The organism is Coleofasciculus sp. G3-WIS-01, assembly GCF_040223135.1.
Taxonomy (GTDB): Bacteria; Cyanobacteriota; Cyanobacteriia; order Cyanobacteriales; family Coleofasciculaceae; genus Coleofasciculus.
In genome coordinates this window covers 13,237-31,560 of sequence record NZ_JAVJZI010000082.1, presented here as the reverse complement: position 1 = coordinate 31,560, position 18,324 = coordinate 13,237, and the positions used below count along the sequence as shown (strand labels likewise).

12 protein-coding genes and 1 pseudogene are annotated in these 18,324 nt (G+C 46.0%); 3 read left to right on the top strand and 10 right to left on the bottom strand.

Features of this window, described 5'->3' with window-relative positions; all coding sequences use genetic code 11:
- Window positions 1-367: 367 nt before the first annotated feature.
- The gene (locus RIM23_RS08660) at window positions 368-1,693 is read right to left on the bottom strand and encodes a DnaJ domain-containing protein (RefSeq protein ID WP_446366239.1); all 1,326 of its coding nucleotides are present in this window, start codon (window positions 1,691-1,693) and stop codon (window positions 368-370) included.
- A 238-nt stretch (window positions 1,694-1,931) separates the two neighbouring features.
- Window positions 1,932-3,833 carry a S9 family peptidase gene (locus RIM23_RS08655; RefSeq protein WP_446366237.1) on the bottom strand — a complete coding sequence of 634 codons (1,902 nt, stop codon included), beginning with the start codon at window positions 3,831-3,833 and terminating at the stop codon, window positions 1,932-1,934.
- A 666-nt stretch (window positions 3,834-4,499) separates the two neighbouring features.
- Here RIM23_RS08655 and RIM23_RS08650 point away from each other — a divergent pair.
- Window positions 4,500-9,152 (top strand): SMEK domain-containing protein, encoded by a 4,653-nt coding sequence (locus RIM23_RS08650; protein WP_446366235.1) that lies wholly within the window; start codon window positions 4,500-4,502, stop codon window positions 9,150-9,152.
- 120 nt (window positions 9,153-9,272) lie between these two features.
- Here the strand turns inward: RIM23_RS08650 and RIM23_RS08645 are convergent, their stop codons facing one another.
- The 4 genes from RIM23_RS08645 to RIM23_RS08630 form a co-directional block, all read right to left on the bottom strand.
- On the bottom strand, window positions 9,273-9,941 hold the full coding sequence (locus RIM23_RS08645; RefSeq protein WP_446366233.1) for a hypothetical protein: 669 nt from the start codon (window positions 9,939-9,941) through the stop codon (window positions 9,273-9,275).
- Window positions 9,942-9,959: 18 nt separating this feature from the next.
- Window positions 9,960-10,214, bottom strand: a complete 255-nt coding sequence (locus RIM23_RS08640; RefSeq protein ID WP_446366231.1) for a hypothetical protein — start codon at window positions 10,212-10,214, stop codon at window positions 9,960-9,962.
- A gap of 275 nt (window positions 10,215-10,489) precedes the next feature.
- On the bottom strand, window positions 10,490-12,709 hold the full coding sequence (locus RIM23_RS08635; RefSeq protein WP_446366229.1) for a pentapeptide repeat-containing protein: 2,220 nt from the start codon (window positions 12,707-12,709) through the stop codon (window positions 10,490-10,492).
- Between the two features lie 40 nt (window positions 12,710-12,749).
- The gene (locus RIM23_RS08630) at window positions 12,750-13,001 is read right to left on the bottom strand and encodes a hypothetical protein (protein WP_446366227.1); all 252 of its coding nucleotides are present in this window, start codon (window positions 12,999-13,001) and stop codon (window positions 12,750-12,752) included.
- A gap of 253 nt (window positions 13,002-13,254) precedes the next feature.
- Between RIM23_RS08630 and RIM23_RS08625 the strand changes: the two genes are divergently transcribed.
- Window positions 13,255-13,680: a hypothetical protein gene (locus RIM23_RS08625; RefSeq protein ID WP_446355228.1), complete on the top strand. Its 426-nt coding sequence runs from the start codon at window positions 13,255-13,257 to the stop codon at window positions 13,678-13,680.
- A 37-nt stretch (window positions 13,681-13,717) separates the two neighbouring features.
- Here RIM23_RS08625 and RIM23_RS08620 read toward each other — a convergent pair whose 3' ends face one another.
- Window positions 13,718-14,920, bottom strand: a complete 1,203-nt coding sequence (locus RIM23_RS08620) for an RNA-guided endonuclease InsQ/TnpB family protein (protein WP_446355226.1) — start codon at window positions 14,918-14,920, stop codon at window positions 13,718-13,720.
- A 45-nt stretch (window positions 14,921-14,965) separates the two neighbouring features.
- Here RIM23_RS08620 and tnpA point away from each other — a divergent pair.
- Window positions 14,966-15,173: pseudogene (tnpA, locus tag RIM23_RS08615) on the top strand (IS200/IS605 family transposase); the annotation flags it as partial.
- A 136-nt stretch (window positions 15,174-15,309) separates the two neighbouring features.
- Here the strand turns inward: tnpA and RIM23_RS08610 are convergent.
- The 3 genes from RIM23_RS08610 to RIM23_RS08600 all read right to left on the bottom strand — a co-directional run bounded on the left by RIM23_RS08610 (window position 15,310) and on the right by RIM23_RS08600 (window position 18,315).
- Window positions 15,310-15,690, bottom strand: a complete 381-nt coding sequence (locus RIM23_RS08610) for a hypothetical protein (protein ID WP_446338696.1) — start codon at window positions 15,688-15,690, stop codon at window positions 15,310-15,312.
- A gap of 77 nt (window positions 15,691-15,767) precedes the next feature.
- On the bottom strand, window positions 15,768-16,427 hold the full coding sequence (gene plsY, locus RIM23_RS08605; RefSeq protein ID WP_446366225.1) for a glycerol-3-phosphate 1-O-acyltransferase PlsY: 660 nt from the start codon (window positions 16,425-16,427) through the stop codon (window positions 15,768-15,770).
- Between the two features lie 295 nt (window positions 16,428-16,722).
- On the bottom strand, window positions 16,723-18,315 hold the full coding sequence (locus tag RIM23_RS08600) for a hypothetical protein (protein ID WP_446366223.1): 1,593 nt from the start codon (window positions 18,313-18,315) through the stop codon (window positions 16,723-16,725).
- Between the last annotated feature and the right edge of the window lie 9 nt (window positions 18,316-18,324).

Genomic DNA, 18,324 nt, shown 5'->3' with positions numbered 1-18,324 from the left:
TAGAGCAGCAAACTGGCTATCGCATCCGCAGGTAGGTCTTTAACACTTGCCGATAACGTAGTGCGCTTAGCACTTAGGCTGGTAAGCACAGCTTTAACTTATTTGGCTAAAGCTCCGTGTCTTTAGACCGGGGTTGCTTACAACTGTTCTGTTTTCTAGGGTAGAGTTATCAGCTAGGCAAAGCAAGCGGATCAAGTTGGCTTCATCATCTTTTCATATAACCCAAACTGAAATCCCAGGAAACCCTTGTACACCATTATATTATGGCGATTCGGCAGAGCGTAAAATTGAAAATTATGACGTGAGGCTCCTCGCCTATTTAGCTGAGGTAGACTGTAAATTAACAAAAACTTTCCTGATCCCATCCTCAAAAAGACGCCATTCCCAGCATCGCCGTAAAAGCCCAATAGGAAATCCAGCCACTGACTAGAACCATCACCGGAACAACTAGGGCGGCTGTCTTTTCCGATAAATTCGCGATTTGCGTGCAACCACTATAAAGCGTCAGAACCGTGTAGCAGGCTGTGAATACGGTAATAATCACCATAAGTTGACTAGGCATATAAGACGAAATACCATTGGCGATCGCTAAAATACTTAAGGGTGTTAGTGTCGCCCCAGCGAGGAAACTATCCCCCGCCAAACTACCGGGATGACGCCGAATTAACCGAGCGATCGCACTCATCGCCGCTAGGATGATAAACGGGATCATCCCCACGCCGATTAACGGAACCAGGGAGACAGAAACCACATCACGCCAGCCCGTATAAATACCCCAGACAAAACAAGCATCAAAAATCGCCGCCAATAGTAATCCTACCACCATGGCTCGTTGCGAATCGAGACGGGCAAAACTGGGCAATAGTCCCCCCATAGGATTGAGTAAAAAGGACTTGATTGTAAAAAACGTGTCCCCCAGTAGCCCCATCAGATAAGCGAGGGGATTTCCTTTAGTGAAAACTCCCCGTTTTCCTGGCGTCTGCTTCAGCGTTCGCAACGTTTCTTGAACTAACTGATATCCCGTTTTATCCCCTTGTTCACGCAACAATTGTGCCGCTTGTTTCAAATCCGCGATCGCGCTTTCCAATTCTTTTAAATCTTTATGGGCTAAACCTCGCTGATAATAAGCTTTAGCATGAGTTTGATTATATGCGATCGCTTGAGTATAAGCATCAATCGCCGCTTGAGTATATCCCAGTCGATAACGCGCTCTCCCCTGGTAGTAATAAGCTGGGGCAAACTGAGGATTAATCCTTAACGCTCGATTACAATCTTGCAGCGTTTCCCTAGCATTACCCAGTTTATAACACCCTGCGCCCCGTTCCACGTAAGCTTCCACAAAGCGAGGATTTAAGGAAATCGCTTGATTACAATCTTCAACCGCCCCCTGATAATTTTTAGCCAACGCCTTACTAACCGCACGCACATAGAAATCTTGAGCCGTCATTGACTCAGTTTTAGACTGATTTGGCTGAGGTTGAACCTCTTCGTCATACTGACGCCGCTTTACCCCATCCGAAAGCACCTGATACGCCTCACAAATCACTTTAAATCGATCTGTGGCGTCTGGATTATCAGGATGCAAGTCTGGATGGTATCGACGAACGAGACGACGATAAGCTTTTTTGATCTCCTCTACGGTTGCGGTGGAAGAAACGCCCAGAATTTGATAGTAATTACAAGAATCCTGCATCTGATTTTATAGAGACATGCCATGCTACGTCTGTTATTAAATGGAGTATTCAATAAATACTGTGACTACGACCATCCTTGCCAGTTATTCCTCCAATTTCATAAAATCTTCATTCCAATCCGCCCAATCCCTCTGCGTTCCTCTGCGGAAACCTCTGCGTTCCTCTGCGTTAAAAAAACATCATTCCATAACCGATTTAACCGAAAAGGGCGCAAGGCTTGCGCCCCTACCTTTAGATTTAACTAACAACCCCCGAATGACCCTTAATTTCGCCAATCGGTTCAAACCGTCCCCCTATATACTTACTGAGAAACTCTTCTGCGATCGCGAAAAAATGCAGCCGATTCTCTGGACGAGCAAATCCATGTCCTTCGTCTGTATAAAGAGCATATTCAACCGGTTTATTTGCCTTTCGCATCGCCTCAACAATTTGTTCACTTTCGGCTTCTTTCACCCGTGGATCATTCGCCCCTTGACCAATCAGTAACGGCTTCTGAATCCGGTCAATAAAAAACAAAGGCGATCGCGCCTTAAGAAACTCCTCCTCAGTCTCCAAATCCCCCAAGCGATGGGCAAACATAGCTTTCATTGGTGCCCAGTAGGGGGGAATACTTTGCATTAAAGTAACTAAATTACTCGGACCCACAATATCCACGCCCGCTGCAAATACCTCTGGAGTAAAAGCTAATCCCACCAATGTGGCATATCCGCCATAAGACCCGCCCATAATTGCCACCTTATTCCGATCAGCAATCCCTTGGTCTACAATCCAATTAACGGCATCAATTAAATCATCATGCATTTTTGCCGCCCATTCACGATTCCCGGCATTTAGGAACGCTTTCCCATAGCCTGTAGATCCTCGGAAATTGACTTGCAGCACCGCATAACCCCGATTTGCCAACCATTGCACCGTTGGACTATAGCCCCAAGTATCTCGCGCCCAAGGTCCACCGTGAACCAAAAGCACTGTAGGTAAATTTTTCGCCTCAATTCCAACAGGTGTGGTGAGATAGCCGTGAATGGTTAAGCCATCTCGCGCTTGGTAGGAAATGGGTTCCATTGAGGCGAGTTGCAACGTTTCCAATTCGGGTTGATTGCTAAACAGCAAGGAGTGGGATTTAGAGTCACGGTGATAAACATAGTAATAAACCGGACCATTATCTGTAGTGTAGCCAACCAACCAAGTATCATCAGCTAACGTGCGATTGGTGATAGCGAATTCACCCTCTCGGATTTGCGCGATCGCGTTAAAATCATCGGCAATACTTTCATCGAGAACTTGCCATTCCACTTTATCCTTGTAGAATGACACTGCCTGAATTCGGCGCTGAGTCGGATGGATAACCACACCCCCAATATCATACTGCTCATCAGCCGCCATTACCGTTTCTTGGCGGGAGGCTAAATCTAAAGCAATTAAACGTTGAGCATTAGCATCGTGAGATCCAGTAATATACAGGGTTTTGCCATCCTGAGAAAAGGTTACGGCAGATCCTTCATCATCGGGTCCCCAGTGGCGTAGTTGTTCCCAGGATTTATCGGGAGTCTCACGAAATAAAAGATCGGAACCCCCATCTGGCGTAGCTGCGATCGCGCCCCGAATCTGGAATTGAGCATCAGCTACCCAACTGACGATATTACCGGGGTTATCGGTATCAAATTCCACTGCCCCATTATTTAGATTAACCCGATACACATCAAATTTTTGGCGATCGTGGAGATTCATTCCCACCAAGATTTGATCAGGAAATTCTGGATCAAGGTCAATGGGTTGGGCTTTCACGCCTTGGAAGGGGGTCAAATCGCGCACTAACTTAGATTGGACATTCACCAAGTAGAGGTGAAAGTTTTCATCGCCGTCTGAATCTTGCAGATAAATAAGTTGGTTAGGATTATACGTCCAGACATACAGTCGAATCCCCCGCTTTTGATCCGCCGTTAGCTGCTGATCATCATCTTTTCCCACGGTTCGCAACCAGACTTGCAACACATTCTTCTCATCCGGGGCGACATAAGCCAAATACTTACCATCGGGGGATAGCTGAGGGCGGGTGCGATCGGGGTTCCCGAATAGGGTTTCGCGGGGAATTAAGGGGGGTAGTGCTTGAGATACTGAAGAAGTTGTTGCTGTTACCATTTGAGTTTACGGGTTCAATTGCTGTGGTTGTCTTAAGAGACACTGTAACGAATCTGGCGTGTTAGAAGCTACTTAGGGGTTTGTAGTTGCGCTGTCTTCGCCATCAACTTCACATTGCCACAACAAACGCTTCAGGAGTGTAAACAAAGGGCGCACGGAGCGTCATTGGTGTCAACTTAAGCGCCAAAAGCAGGGGGAGCAGAGGGAGCAGAGGGAGCAGGGGAAGCAGAGGGAGCAAGCAACACGCCCCAGTTTGTATCGAACTGCTCGAACCAATAATTGGCAAGGGTTGTGGCTTAAGTTGACACGCATGACGGAGCGTGCGCCCCTACGGTTAATCCGAATGGAATTGAAAAGCGTGCATTTTTATATCGCCGAAACCATTTATATACCGTAGGGTGGGCATCGCCCACCAACATACCAGTCAGTACCATTCCAGTTAATCAATGTCATCAAACTGTTTGAGAAAGGTTGCTATTTAAAGTTTTATCATTTGCCATTGTCGGGGCGGGTTTAGCCGCTTAATTTTGGTATCTACCAAGAAACTATCAACAAAACCCGCCCTTTATTATAGATTTGCAGGAGAGTTGAGTTAAAACGAGTTAGTCTCAGTAGCTGTAGACTATGTGTTAGAAATAGAGGAATATCGCCTGCTCAATCGAGTCTATGGAACTGTTGCGATCGCAAAACCGAATCAATACCTTGATGTCTCGCTTTGTCACTCAGGTTAAGGGTGCTATAGCGATGACACGAACAGATATTAATAAAGTAGCGGAAACGATACTAATTCCTCTATTCTCTGAAGTATACGGTTATACCAATCTCCAAAATCTGAATGATACAGAAGGGAATAACTACCCAGGAATAGATTTGGGAGATAAGACGGCAAGAGTGGCGTTTCAAATTACCTCAACATCCAACAGTGAGAAGATTAAAAAGACACTTCTGAAGTTTGTTAATTACAAGTTATATGAGACGTATGACAGGCTGATTATTTATATACTAACCGAAAAGCAGCAGTCTTATTCTGGCAGTGGCTATGATGAAATCATTCAAAATAAGTTTACCTTTGACAAAGACAAAGATATTTGGGATTACCGAGATATCCTCAACGCTGTTGCTAACCTCCAAGTTAATCAAGTCCGACGAATTGAAGCCATTTTAGAAGCAAACTTTGGCGAAGGGAGAAAACCGATTGAATGGGAGGTTGTGGATAAGGTTGAGCAAACTATCAGCGAATACACCCAGTTATTCGTGGGGCGCGAGGAAGAACGCCATAAATTAGACAGATTTTTGCAGGAAAACTTCAGCGGATTATTCCTGGTAAAGGCTCCCGCAGGTTTTGGTAAAACGGCACTGCTGGCTAATTGGGTCAAAGAATGGCAGAACAAAGATTGTGATATTGCTTACCATTTTTTCAATGATAGAACTCGCTCTGTCGAAAGTGCTTATCGGAATCTAATCCGACAACTTGATGCTGATAATGAGTTTGCTTATGATCAGTCATCTAACAATAAAGATGACTTACGTACAATGCTCTATAACTGCTTAAGAGCAGGGAGACGAACAGAAAAGCATTTGATTATTGTGATCGATGGCTTAGATGAAGCCGGGGAAACTTTTCTTCCTCCTTTTCCCAATCATTTGCCAGAAAATGTATTTGTAATCGCTTCAGCGAGAGCAGAAAAAGGACAAGATCAAAAATACTTAGAAGGCTGGACAGATAACTGCGAACCGCTACATCTTGAGCGTTTGTCTAAGAGTGCGATCGCGCAGTGGCTACGAGAAGCGGGAAATGGTGAATTGGCAGGATTTGCAGACGATACAAGCTTAGTTGATCAACTCGATAAAATCACTCAAGGCTTTCCACTTTACCTGAGCTGCCTGATTGATGAATTACTTCATCATGCGCCAAAAAAGAGACAGGATATGCAGGAATTATTGGCACAGACACCTAAGAGTTTTGAGGAGTATGTGCAGCAACAGATAAAACGCTTAGATAAACTCGACTTACCAGACGAACGGTGGCAGTTTTTTGCACTATTGGCAGTAGCGAAAGGCACACTAACCAAAGAGGATATTAAAGCCGTGACAAAAATGCGCGATCGCCAATTACGGCAGATGCATTTATGTTGGCAGGTAACGCGCTGGATGAGAATTACAGCAGACAATGTTTATGCTTTTGCTCACCCATTACTGGGAACAACGTTTGCTGCACATTTAGGTGATGAGGCTGAGGATGCTTTGCAGGATTTGATTGACTATTGTAGCCGTTGGCAAGAACACAAAAGTCATTACGCCTTGCGGCATTATGTAGAACATTTACGGGAGGAAAAACGGTGGGAAGAATTGTATGCGATCGCGCGGAATCCTGACTTTGCGGCTACCCAAGGCGAACAGTTACCTGATGAGCCTGATTTGCCTTTGAAGACAGTACAGACTGCTTTATTGGGTGCTGCTGATCAGGATGATGCGGGTGGGATGGCAGAGTTTCTACTGCTACACGCACAGCGACTGATGCAAATAACCGCACAAGAATCACCTCTGGAGGCGTTGCGGAAAGGTAGTCTACAAAGAGCATGGGTACTGGCAGATCAGTATGAGATTGAGCGTTGTATCCTATGGTATTTACTATTAGCTTGGGAGTTAAAGGATGAGGACAGATTCAATGATGCCCGAGAAACGTTAAAGAAGTTGCAAAAGAAGGATTTGCCGCGTTTTTCAACTAATCGGGATTGGCAAGACAGTTATGCCACATACTTCCTCTCGCAAATTTTTGAGGTAAGTGAGGATACCTGTACTGTTCTAGCGCAAAAGCTTTTGTATAATCGCCCTTACCTGCTCACAATTCTTAGCAATCTCGGAAAATTTTCCGTTGCCCTTAAAATTGTGCAGGGGATTAGCTCCGAGCCAAAACAAGTGTGGGAGCTTCAAAGGATAGCAAAAGCCCAGGCAGAGCAAGGGGATAGAAAAGCAGCACAAGCTACCTTGATTCAAGCCATGGAGATTACACAAAATCCTGCTCTAAAAATATCATCTTGTGTGTATTTGCAAGCAACTATAGCACAAGCGCAAATAGAGGAACTAGGAGACAGAGAGGCAGCCCAAACAACTTTTGCCCATGTTCTTGAAATAGCCAATAAAATTCCCGATCAGGACTCTCAGGTGTCGGCTTTTATGGGAATAGCGGATAAGCAGAAAGAAGCAGGTATGTTTCCGGAAGCTCTCGATACCCTTCAAAGAATTGATCCGACGTGGAATCTAGAAAAGTCTTTGAAAGCGAAGATTTTGAGAACTACAGCAGAAGTGGAAGCAAAAATAGGAAACGCAGACAAAGCAAAAGTCATATTTGCTAGTGCTGTAGAAATGGCGCTTGGTATTCAAGACAAAGATAACCAAGTATTTGCTCTGTTCCAGATAGTAAAAGTGCAAGCTGATGTAAGAGAGTTTGCTGATGCCTGTGAAACAGCTAAAAAGATTGACAAAAGAATCCAGGGTTTAAAAAATCAAGCCGATGCACTGCTGTATATAGCCTGGGAACAAGCTGATGTAAGGAAATTTAAAGAAGCAATTGAGACGGTTGAAAAGATAGAGCCTGAATCAGAGCGAGTTAAGGCTCTAGTAGAAATATTGAAAAAACAGGCAGAGGTAGAGGATTTTCATGGTGCCTTTGCCAGCGCAAGTAGAATTGAAGAGCTAAGAAGCAAGGCACAGGCTCTCAAAATAATTGCCATAGCCCAAGCCAAAGCCAAACCATTTACCGATGATGCAATCAAGACTCTTGAACAAATCGGTAATGAATCAGAGCAGAGTAAGGCGCTGCTAGGAATAGTCAAAGCCCAGGCAGAGGCGGGGAATTTCTCTGCGGCTGAGACAAATCAGAAGAGAATTAAGGATGCCAGTGAACAGCAAGAAGCTTTAGCAGAAATAGCCAAGGCGTATGCAAAGGCAAAAAACTTTGATGCTGCCTTAAAGATTACTAAAAAAATGAAGAGTCAATGGCGTCGATGGACAATTCAAGACTCTGGCACAGAGAAATTTGATATTACACAGAGGTGGGAGGAAACTCTGGGGGAAATAGCCCAAATGCAGGTAAAAGCTGGTCAAAATGAAATTGCAAGATCTACTTTTGCGACTGTAATTAGTGAACCACATAAAATACATGAACCTTTATTGATAAAAGTAAAAACAATATTAGAAGTGGCAGAGTTGCAGATAAAAAATGAACAAATTAAACTAGGATTAGATAATGTTATAATTTCTCGCAATGTGGTACAAACTATTGCTGAGCCAACGCAAAAATCGATGATATTGGCATTAACAGCAAATACTCTGGTAAAAACAGGCAATTTAAAAGAGGCAAAGGCTATCTTAAAAAATGCTTTTGACATAGCACAAGATATTAGTAATAATCGAGAAGACAAACGAACAGAAATTTTGACACTAATAGCACAAGTACAAGGAAGAGCCGATGATTTAGACGCCGCCTTTGAAAGTTTAAGAATGCTTAAAATGCCAAGATTCGCAACTGAGAAAGCTGAGGCTCTAAGAGTTATAGCGCAATTACATATAGAGAAAGATGAACAGCAGAGAGAGAAATGGAAGACAATCCTCACCAACGCCTATAAATTCTTTGAAAATGCACCATCTTTTTTTTGCGACTGGAATAAGGTAAAAGTTCTGTGTACTATAGCGGTGGCACGATTAGAAGTAGGAGATAAGGAAGCAGCATTAGCTACCCTTACCGAACTCTATGAGGCTGCACAAGAACAAGCCAGTCGGGAACGTAATAAGAACAAATCGACGACAGTAATACTAACAGCACAGAAGGATTTATCCACAATAGCAGCAACCTACGCTGAGGCAGGAGAAATTCCCACGGCTCTGAAAATTACAGACGAAATTGAAGATGAATTAGAGCGGATGATAGCACTTTCAGAGATTGCATGGATTCAGTTTAAGAAAGGAGAAAAAGGGGAACTTTCCATAACTCTCAGGGCGGCTCTTCAGAGTAAAGACAATCTTAAGAATGAACAAAAACAACTGAACACACTTTGGATGGTTGCCCAGCTCCAGGCAATGGCAGGACAAGTTGAACAGGCATTTCACACAGCCGAAAAAGTTTTGACTAATCGCAATCAACTCTTATGCCACATTGCTGCTATTCTTGTCCAACTCAAAGACAAAAAGAACTTTAAATGCTTATTAATCCCCTGCGCTTACAATGTTGAAACTGCCTATCAAATGTGCGGATTAATAGCACGACTATATCCTGAACAAGCAGAATCAGTGGCAAAAGTTATTACAAATTTGAATTAATTTGATTATGATAATTGAGCGCGATGCCCAAGCAGACAGTTCATACTGATATTATTTAGTCCGCGTAGGCGGACTTTGTTTGTGTAGCCGTGACTTCCAGTCGCCTCGGCAAAAACGGGATTACTCTGTGTTCTCCACTTCCGACTCCGTAACATATTGATTTGCCACAGATCCAAATGCCTCTAAGGATTGAGTTGTCACCGCCTGAACCAGAAGAGTCCCTAGCACCTCAAGATCCTCTATCTTCCCAATTAATTCCCTCAATTCCTGCGGAATATTTTCAAACCGAACTTCAAGAATACGAATAATAGCTCCTTGTTGTCCCTTCCTGATTCCGATTCGCTCAACGCTGGTAATATAAGGCATTTTCCTCTCCTCTTCTAACGTTTGTATTTCTTGCCACAATCGATCCTCTTCTTTCTTCGGTAGGGCAATAAACCAATCGATTAATCGAAATAATTGAACGACATCTTCTCGCCCATACCCCCGCTCATATAAACTCTTAATCAGAGAAAGCTTGCTTTCATATCCAACCCCAACATCTTTCCCTGCAACTTGGGCACAAAGGTGCGCTTGTACTATCGCCGCCAATGGGTTTTGACTACTCGCAAGCTCATCCATACTGTAATCTAGCAGTTTCACCACTGGAAATTCCAGTATTGCCCGACAACCCCACAATTCACGCTCATACCGACTGGGGCGCCAACCCGGTTGCTCGTCGCCGAGTATCCCCAAACTCACCACACTGCGACGATACCTATCGAAAATCCGGCTGTGGTACAAGTACATCCGCTCACTAAACTCACGCTAGAGCTGTGATTGCACCTCCACATGGACAAGAACCCATTGCTCCTCCCCGCTACAACGCCAGACTTTCACCAACTTATCCGCATCTCTCCTACCCGTTTCCGTCTCTCGCTTGATCTGTTGTAGTTCAGTGTCTAAAAATTCAAACCCTCGTTCCCAATCAATGTCCTCTTCTATCTGTGGATAGAAAAAATTCAAAAACTCCCGAAAATATAGCGAAATACTTTCCTTCCATGGCGAATCATATTCGCTCATCTTAGTCACTCCTCAATTCTCATCTTTGCCCTGATTTAAATGGATTTATCGTAATACAATCTCACTGTTTTTTATTACCCGCCTCACCCCTAATAAACAGCCTTTGGCATCAAAATTTTAGGAAAGGGCGACCCAATAGTCTGTAGGGGCGGGTTTTACCGATAACATGTCAGCAAAAACGGGTAACTTATGTAAACCCGCCCTATTTCTAGTATTGTTAATTGATGCAAGCGGGTCGCCCCTACAGGTTGTTAATACCCTTGACTAATGACAAATCATGGACATTCGGGATGACGCCCCCCATTACTACAGATATATTGCAATTGATTGGTATCTAAATTTTTAGCCCGGGCAAAATTCACCCCCTGCACTTGCGCCCCCGACGTTGTTGCTGGAGGTTGTGTGATAAACTGATCCGACTTAATCGGTGTCGCTGTGGCAAACATCGCCCCCAGGAAATCCGTTCCCGTAATATTCGCCCCGCGTAAATCCACCGCACTCAAATTGGCATTCTGTAGCTTGGCATTTTGCAATTGAGCCTGATTCAAATTTGCCTGAACCAATTTCGTAGAACTCAAATCAGCATCCTGTAACTTAGCATGACTGAAATTTGCTCCCGATAAATCAGCCCCTTGCCAATTCGATTGGCTCAAATCCGCAAAGCTGAAATCTCCACCAACAGCACTCACTTGACCAAGACTCCCCCCATGTAAATTCACAACAGACGCCTTTACCTCCCCTAAATTCGCCCCGGTAAAGCTAGCATTTTCTAATACCGCTCGCCTTAAATCAGCCCCAATCAGTTGAGCGCTGCTGAAGTTCGCACCAATGAGATAGCTATCAGCTAAATTTGCCCGATTTAGAATTGCCCGGATCAAATTCGTGCGAGCCATCAGAACATTGTTTAAATTTGCCCCGGTTAAATCCGCTTCCTTGAGTTCAGCCCCACTCAAATCCGCAATCCAATCATCAAATGTACCCCAGCGCTGATCCGCACCCGCTCCATAAAAACGGCTATTCTGGAAACTCGCCCCAGTTAATGTGGCGGAACGGAAATTAATTCCGGCTAGGTCGAGGTTATCTAAAACTAAGGTAAATTGAACAGAAAGGGTGTCCATTTGACTCAAGTCAGTGCGACTCAAATCCGCGTCGTGCAGATCACTGCTGTAAATGGTGAGAATTTTCGCGATCGCGCGATTGGTTGCTCGTTGTCGTAATGCAACTAACTGCTGCTCTCCCGGCGTTCCCCGAAGGGCTAATGTATCTCGATCATTTTGTAGCGCCTGATTCAACCGTTGTAGAGGCGGTAGGGCTTCAGCACCTTTACTCACCAACGCTTGCTGGAGGGTATCAATTAGGCTCGGCGTTTTTTCCTGCCCCAATAAATCCACCAGAAATGGCACAGCACGGGGATCATCCAGCCTTGCCAGCGCCAAAATTGCCGCCTGTCGTTCTTCTAAAGCCGTGGCTGAGGTAGAACTCAACTGCTTAACCAGCGCCAGAAATACCTGGTTATTCTGCTGGTTAAATTCTCGCCAATTTGCCTGACGTTGAATATACACCTGAGTCCCGACAAAGGTACCCAAAACCGATGCCATTCCCGCAAACGAGAGAATCAGCAAGGTTGCTCCTGGATGGCGGCGCATCCACCACCACAGATTGGGAACTCGTCGGGATGGGGATTGGGAGGTGAGGACGATGGTGGTTACGGAGGGATGAGTGGGCTGATCATTGGTTGATGCTTCGCTATGTTGATGCCAGCCGTTGTTAAATTCTAGGGTAACCGAGTGATCCCGACTGGGCGAACGCCAGCCGTTAAATGACCCAGATTCCAATCCCTGAGACGCATTCACCACATAAGTTCCTGCCATGCGATCGTGTAAAGTGCGGCGTCGTGAGTGAATCCAACCACTGCCATGTTCCACGAGCAGCATGACTCCCGCGAGTCCTAATAAGATGCCAAAGTCGGGAAATGCGCCCGTATAACGCCAAAGCAGATAGGCTGTACCCAGGGGCAATCCCCACCGTCCGACTGCCTCGCGCCAAACTGCCCGAATCAATCCCGGTGGTGTTCCCATCGGTGTCACCACCCGCAGCTTTAACCACTGTTTTGGCGTGGTTTGCCCGGTTTTCCCCAATCGATAAAGCTGCCAACTGACGACAACGACAGGCATAACAATTGCCCCACACCAGAACAAATTGGTTAAGGGAGCAACCTGGCGATTTAACCGCGCTCGTGGATATGCTAGAGTTTTCGCGATCGCCTCTTCTGTAGCCGCAACCACAGGGTTTATGGGAACGGGTTCAGCCGAGGAATGGTCTTTGGCATACTCGCCGATACTGTACGGAATGACCGCACTCGCCGCCACTAATGAGACTTCCAGAACCACGGCTGCCAACCGCCGGGTCATCATCGGAAACGCCCGGTTTAGTCGCAGTGAAAATGATCGACTAACCGCTTGATTATTGACTTGTTTTATGGTAGGGCTAGTCATATTATTCAACTCTCACGCGACGCGGATAAAGGGTGGGTAATTATTGGGGAGACTTAGGGGTAATGAAAAATTTATACACTACGTAGAGGATTATTCCCAATAGGGCAAGGCTAATCAGTGACGTAATCAGTTGGAAAACGCTCTTGAGTAGGGATAAACCCAGGCTCCCGCCGACAATCACCACAATAACTTTACCAACGCTAGGCAGGTTGTTAAACCAAGCAGTGATTTGATTGAACCGTCTTTTCATCGGATAAGTGTTATAGAAAGGCGGTTGAAAGGGATTGCCCACGGGCGTGGATTGGTCCTCGTCTCGATTTGGTTCCATCTGCCAAGAGAATTAGGTTATAGAAAAAGGTTATATTTTTTGATTCTAGAGGTTGAGGCAAGGTTTTGGGCAATTCTTCGGGGCGAGGGATGAAAGAGTTTTGTCTAATGACAAATGCGTGACACTTGACAAACAGGAACAGAGTTGGTTTCAGACGGTCTATTAATTTAAGACGATGAGTTTGAGAATAACTCAAACCATAGTGGAGCCTAAGATAATGAAACGACTAAAACAGTGGATGATTCTGCCAACCACATTGGCGATGCTGTTAGCGAACGCCGGGTTGCTACATAGTCAGACTGTGCAAAGATTAGCGCCAGGATTTAATGCCCTGGAACTCCAAGGCACTTCCGTTCAAGGGAACAATTGCCAAGTGGGTAATGTACAACCGCAGTATACAATCACATTGGAACAAGACTTCGGTTCTCTAAAGTTCAGCGTACAAAGCGCAGGTCAATCGGCTCTGATCATTGAGCCATTGAATCCAGCCGGTGAACCTGTGGCAAGTGCTAGACAATGTGTGCTAGCCTCTGCGCCAGGGCAAACCGTTGAAGCACCTGGATATTGGGAAGAAGGCACTTACCGTATCTATATCGTTGATAGCGCTGGAGGGCAAAGTTATACCCTCTTAATTAGGCAGTAGTATTGACATCCTCACCGCCCTACAAGGACGATGATTCCTACCAGTCGAAGAGTGATAACTGTTCGTACTCTCGGTGGGTTGACGGCTCACCACACACTGCCTCAACTGAGGTCTTACAAGCGCTCCCCGTCCGTTTAGAGTCGTGGATCTGCCCGACCCCGACTTTTTCTATATTTGTCGATGCGTTATCATCCCGGTCGTGTTCTACGCCGCAGTTGAGGCAAACAACCGTCCTTACAGATAGGTCGAGTTTGCCCCAGCGATAACCGCATTCAGAGCAGCATTGACTGGTTGGCTCCCATCGACTGATAACAGCGAAGTCGCGGTTATACTTATCGGCTTTTGCGCTACACATCGACCGGAACTCATACCATCCAGCTTGGCTAATTGCCCGTGATAGCTTACGGTTTTTGAGCATACCGCCAACGTTCAAATCCTCCAAAGCAATCACTTGGTTTTCGTTGACCACTTGGGTGGATAGCTTGTGCAGAAAGTCTTTGCGCTTATCCCGGATTTTGGCATTGAGCTTGGCGACTTTGAGTCGCATCCGATCACGCCGCTTCGAGCCTTTTGTACGCTTGGCTAACCGCCTCTGAGCGCGTTTAAGTTTACGGTAGAGGCGACAGGAATCTGGACTATTGATTATGAAGCCGTTGGAGCAAGCGGCAAAAGTTTTCAGCCCTAAATCAATCCCGATAGATGGGTTTTTAGCCGGTCTAATCTCCGGCTCTACCTCAACCACAAAACTGAGAAAATAGCGGTTAGCACAATCTTTGATAACTGTTACTGAACTAGGCTTTGACGGTAAGGGTCTTGACCATTTCGTTTTGATGTCGCCAATCTTAGCTAAGTAAACCTTGGATTTTTTAACCTTAAATCCACCTTTGGTGAATCTTGCTGTCTGCTTAGAACAGCGAGACTTAAACTTGGGTAGATTAACTTTTTTGCCCTTCCTATTTCCCTTACAGGATTGGAAGAAATTGTAGAAGGCGACACCTAGATCAGCTATAGACTGCTGTAGTGGGATGTTTGAGACTTCACTCAACCATTCTCGCTCAACGGTTTTCTTAGCCTGAGTGATGCAAATCTTTTGCAGTTCGCTATTTTTGGGAAACTTCTGGGACTGCCGACACAGCGCCAGTGCATCATTCCACACCACACGGACACAACCAAACAAGCGGGCTAACGACTTCTGTTGCCCTGGCGTGGGATAGATTCGGTAGTTGTGTCTCGCTTTCATGGTGCTATTTATTATATGTTGGTCTGCCAAATTAGACAACTATTTCATGTTTTAATTGAGTATCCCCCTAAGTTATCGATATCCCAAATTATTAATGCGCTTGCATGGGGTGTCTAGTCGCCGTTATGGACAAGCTGGATACACAAACGAGAGCAAAAACAAGCTTTGGAGTCCTAGCTACTTTGCGGTTTCTGTTGGTGGATGCCCTCTTGAAGTGCTGAAAAAGTACATCAGAAATCCAAGCCGTCCTTGAAGGACGGGAAGCCTGAACCCAAATTTCCGGTCATTGCTTGAGAAAGGAACTTGCCAGAACAGAACTGGCGTTGGTTTCAGGAGTCGATGGGAGTTTTTTCCTAGGGAGTGAGATACCCATGGGTCTTTCAACTCGCTTAATCTTCAAGCTGCTTCACTGAAACCTCTACGGCGTCTACATCAATCGTACCTGGCGGCGTCAAGCGGTTAAATTGACCCTGTTCGACTTTCAACAATTCGCCACAGTTGGGACAGCGACATTCGGTACGATTAAACCCAGTAAACTCGTAGGCGCAAACGGGACATTTATCCTCAACCAGGTTACGCTGTAACCACCAGCGAAAGCCAACCCAGCCAATGACTGGCGCTAGGATGGCTAACCCAATCAGAATTAAGAATCCGTTGACCAGCCAGCCCAAGCCAACTGTTCCCAGTAATAAAAATGTGGCTAATAGGGTGAGCCAACAGCCCACGCCTGATAGGTTAAACTGAGCAAGTTTAGGATCGTACTGGTTCACTGTACTTGGAAAGAAACTGACTATCTCCATCCTAGTTCACATCAGGTTTAACCTGAGAGGTTCATCCCAACAAGGTTTTAACTGCTGATCACTTCTGGTGATACAGATTGTCCTAACCGGGGTTCAGTACCGGCGAGTAGGCGCTGAATATTGGCTTGATGTCGTAATATAACATATAGCCCCGCCATAACCCCAAATATCTGGTAAGGCAAAGGTTGGGCTAAGACAATCATCAAAACAGCAACCGCGATCGCAGCCGCAATAGAACCCAGAGAGACAAACCGCGAGAAACTGACGACCCCAATAAAGATTACCAATACACTCAACGCGACAAACCAAGACATAGCCAATAAGACGCCCAACCCTGTGGCGGCTGATTTTCCTCCTGTAAAGTTAATCCAAATTGATTTGCTGTGACCCACCATCGCCACCAAGGCGACGACAGCCACCAACCAAGGTTTCCAGGTATCTGGGATCACGGATGTTCCCGTTAGGGAAAAGAAGCCATGCACCAAAGCAACAGCACCAACTCCTTTAGCCGCGTCAATCAGTAAAACAACGAAAGCCGGACCTTTTCCCAGGTTTCTCAAAACATTGGTAGCCCCCGTCGATCCCGAACCGATTTCCCGAATATCAATTCCTTTAACCAGACGTCCAGCCAAATATCCAGTCGGAATTGAGCCAAGTAAGTAAGCGGTGATCAGCAGTAGCCCAATCCAACTCAACTCAAGCATCATCGTTTCAGATCCTCCACAATTAACAATATAAATTTTCTGGGAATAGCGGGACTAAAATAAAAATCAACGCCAAATAAAGCCAATTGTCTTCGTAATCCTCCTGTTCAATTCTGCCACAGGATCAAGCTATAGGCGCAAAAAACTAATATAAAAGCACAGATTAAGCAAAAAAAATAGACATCTCCTGAAATCCGACTTTTCCCTAGACAGGAGCAAAGTTTCAGATTCTTTTTCAGCAAATGTCTATTGTTTATATCAGCTTACCGCCATGGTAGATAGCTGTCTGTACTCAGATTTAATTGCCACCAACGTAATCCTTGCTCAGTCGCCAATAGTGATGAAAAGTTGGTTTTCCCCAGGTGCGGTTGGCAACCACACCGATGCTGTTTTGACAATTATTGCCAATCAGACCTAGGGCATATTCGGGGTATGCCTTGGGTTGGATGGCGTAAGTGTCGGGATCTCCGCTGACTGGAACCAATACCCAGGTCTGCAATTCAGTTTGGCTGCGCCGTTGCAACCTTGGATAACCGTCATTCCCCGGTTTGTCTGGGGCTTGGAGATACAACTGCTCCTTGAAGGTGACATCTTTCTCCCAGCATTGGATGTAGTAAGTGCCATCGGTCTGCTTGGTCAGCAGCCACAGGTGTCCTTGGTATCCTGCTGTAGTCTTAGGAGGATCAAGGTTCCAGGTATGGACATAATCGTTGACATTGGGACTGTAACCTACAGCTTGTAAATAAGTACCTGTCACATGGTGAATGAACATCCAGGTACCGGAAACATCATCTGGGCGTGTGACCATATCTTCATCCTCGGGTTCAATTGGGGGTAGTTCTGGAACGGAACTTGGAACTGTGATTTTGACGGGTTTGCCGCCAAGGATTTCGCCGTCAACGACGACATCAAGGGAGCCGTTGAAGACCTGAGTTTGGCTGGTGGCTTCTACTGTGCCAATCCAGTCAACGTCAAAGCTAAGTTCATGGTCTTGATCTCTGCTCAGCGGACCATAACCATCGCTAGGTGCGATCGCAACGACAAATGGTGCAGTGGCGCCGCTAGCTACCAGACTGACGTTGCCGATTGAGGTGATCTGTGCTGCCAATTCTGTGGTAATTGTCTCCACAATCGTGTCGGCACTGACACCTTGGACGAGCTTACAACCCGTTGCCTTGGCGATTCGGCTCCCTTGTCCAGGGGTGCCACCAGGATCTCCGCATCTAGACCTAAACGCGCTGGAGGATCTTACTGGATCGTCGTCGAGTCCGGCTGGAGCACGATAGTTGGTGTTCATGGAAAGCGCCAGCACTTTGATCTTCTCTGCCACCAGCTTAGCGGTGACTGATGCCTCGGTGATGTCGTAGGAGAGGTGGGAAATTTCTTTGCAGACTGGGTCGTGACCGGCGGCGTCGCCAAACCAAACAATAATCCGCTTGGCATCTGCACGCCAACCGATCTTACCGCCTGGTGGTTCGGCAACTTGATCTAGTCCATAAAACTGAGCTTCTGGCGTGTCCTGACCGGGGGAGGTTGTCCAGGCATCGATCGCGGCTTTGACGACGGCGATATCGGCGCTCAGGCTACATTGGTGGGCGAATCCGTAAGGATGTTCGTCGGCAACCGGAGCCGGAAAGTCCTTGTAGTCGCCAACCCCGAACCAGACATCTGCCCCTAGGTTCTGGATTCTGGTCATGGCATCGAGGATGCCGCTCTTGACCGCCGCGATCGCATTATTCATGCTACCCGTTGTGTCGGCGAGAAAATAGGCATCCACTTTCGGGACTACCCCAGATTTCGGGATAGTTACCTTCACCACTTCGGCGAAGGTCTGATCCATGGATAGGGTCAGATCATTCGTCGCGGGTGAAACCTGAATCGGAATACTCATTAACTTGAA

Excerpts from the sequence above, each read along its gene's own strand:
- RIM23_RS08660 (WP_446366239.1), bottom strand. The coding sequence starts at position 1,693 with ATGCAGGATTCTTGTAATTACTATCAAATTCTGGGCGTTTCTTCCACC.
- RIM23_RS08655 (WP_446366237.1), bottom strand. The coding sequence starts at position 3,833 with ATGGTAACAGCAACAACTTCTTCAGTATCTCAAGCACTACCCCCCTTA.
- RIM23_RS08650 (WP_446366235.1), top strand. The coding sequence starts at position 4,500 with ATGGAACTGTTGCGATCGCAAAACCGAATCAATACCTTGATGTCTCGC.
- RIM23_RS08645 (WP_446366233.1), bottom strand. The coding sequence starts at position 9,941 with ATGTACTTGTACCACAGCCGGATTTTCGATAGGTATCGTCGCAGTGTG.
- RIM23_RS08640 (WP_446366231.1), bottom strand. The coding sequence starts at position 10,214 with ATGAGCGAATATGATTCGCCATGGAAGGAAAGTATTTCGCTATATTTT.
- RIM23_RS08635 (WP_446366229.1), bottom strand. The coding sequence starts at position 12,709 with ATGACTAGCCCTACCATAAAACAAGTCAATAATCAAGCGGTTAGTCGA.
- RIM23_RS08625 (WP_446355228.1), top strand. The coding sequence starts at position 13,255 with ATGAAACGACTAAAACAGTGGATGATTCTGCCAACCACATTGGCGATG.
- RIM23_RS08620 (WP_446355226.1), bottom strand. The coding sequence starts at position 14,920 with ATGAAAGCGAGACACAACTACCGAATCTATCCCACGCCAGGGCAACAG.
- plsY (WP_446366225.1), bottom strand. The coding sequence starts at position 16,427 with ATGATGCTTGAGTTGAGTTGGATTGGGCTACTGCTGATCACCGCTTAC.
- RIM23_RS08600 (WP_446366223.1), bottom strand. The coding sequence starts at position 18,315 with ATGAGTATTCCGATTCAGGTTTCACCCGCGACGAATGATCTGACCCTA.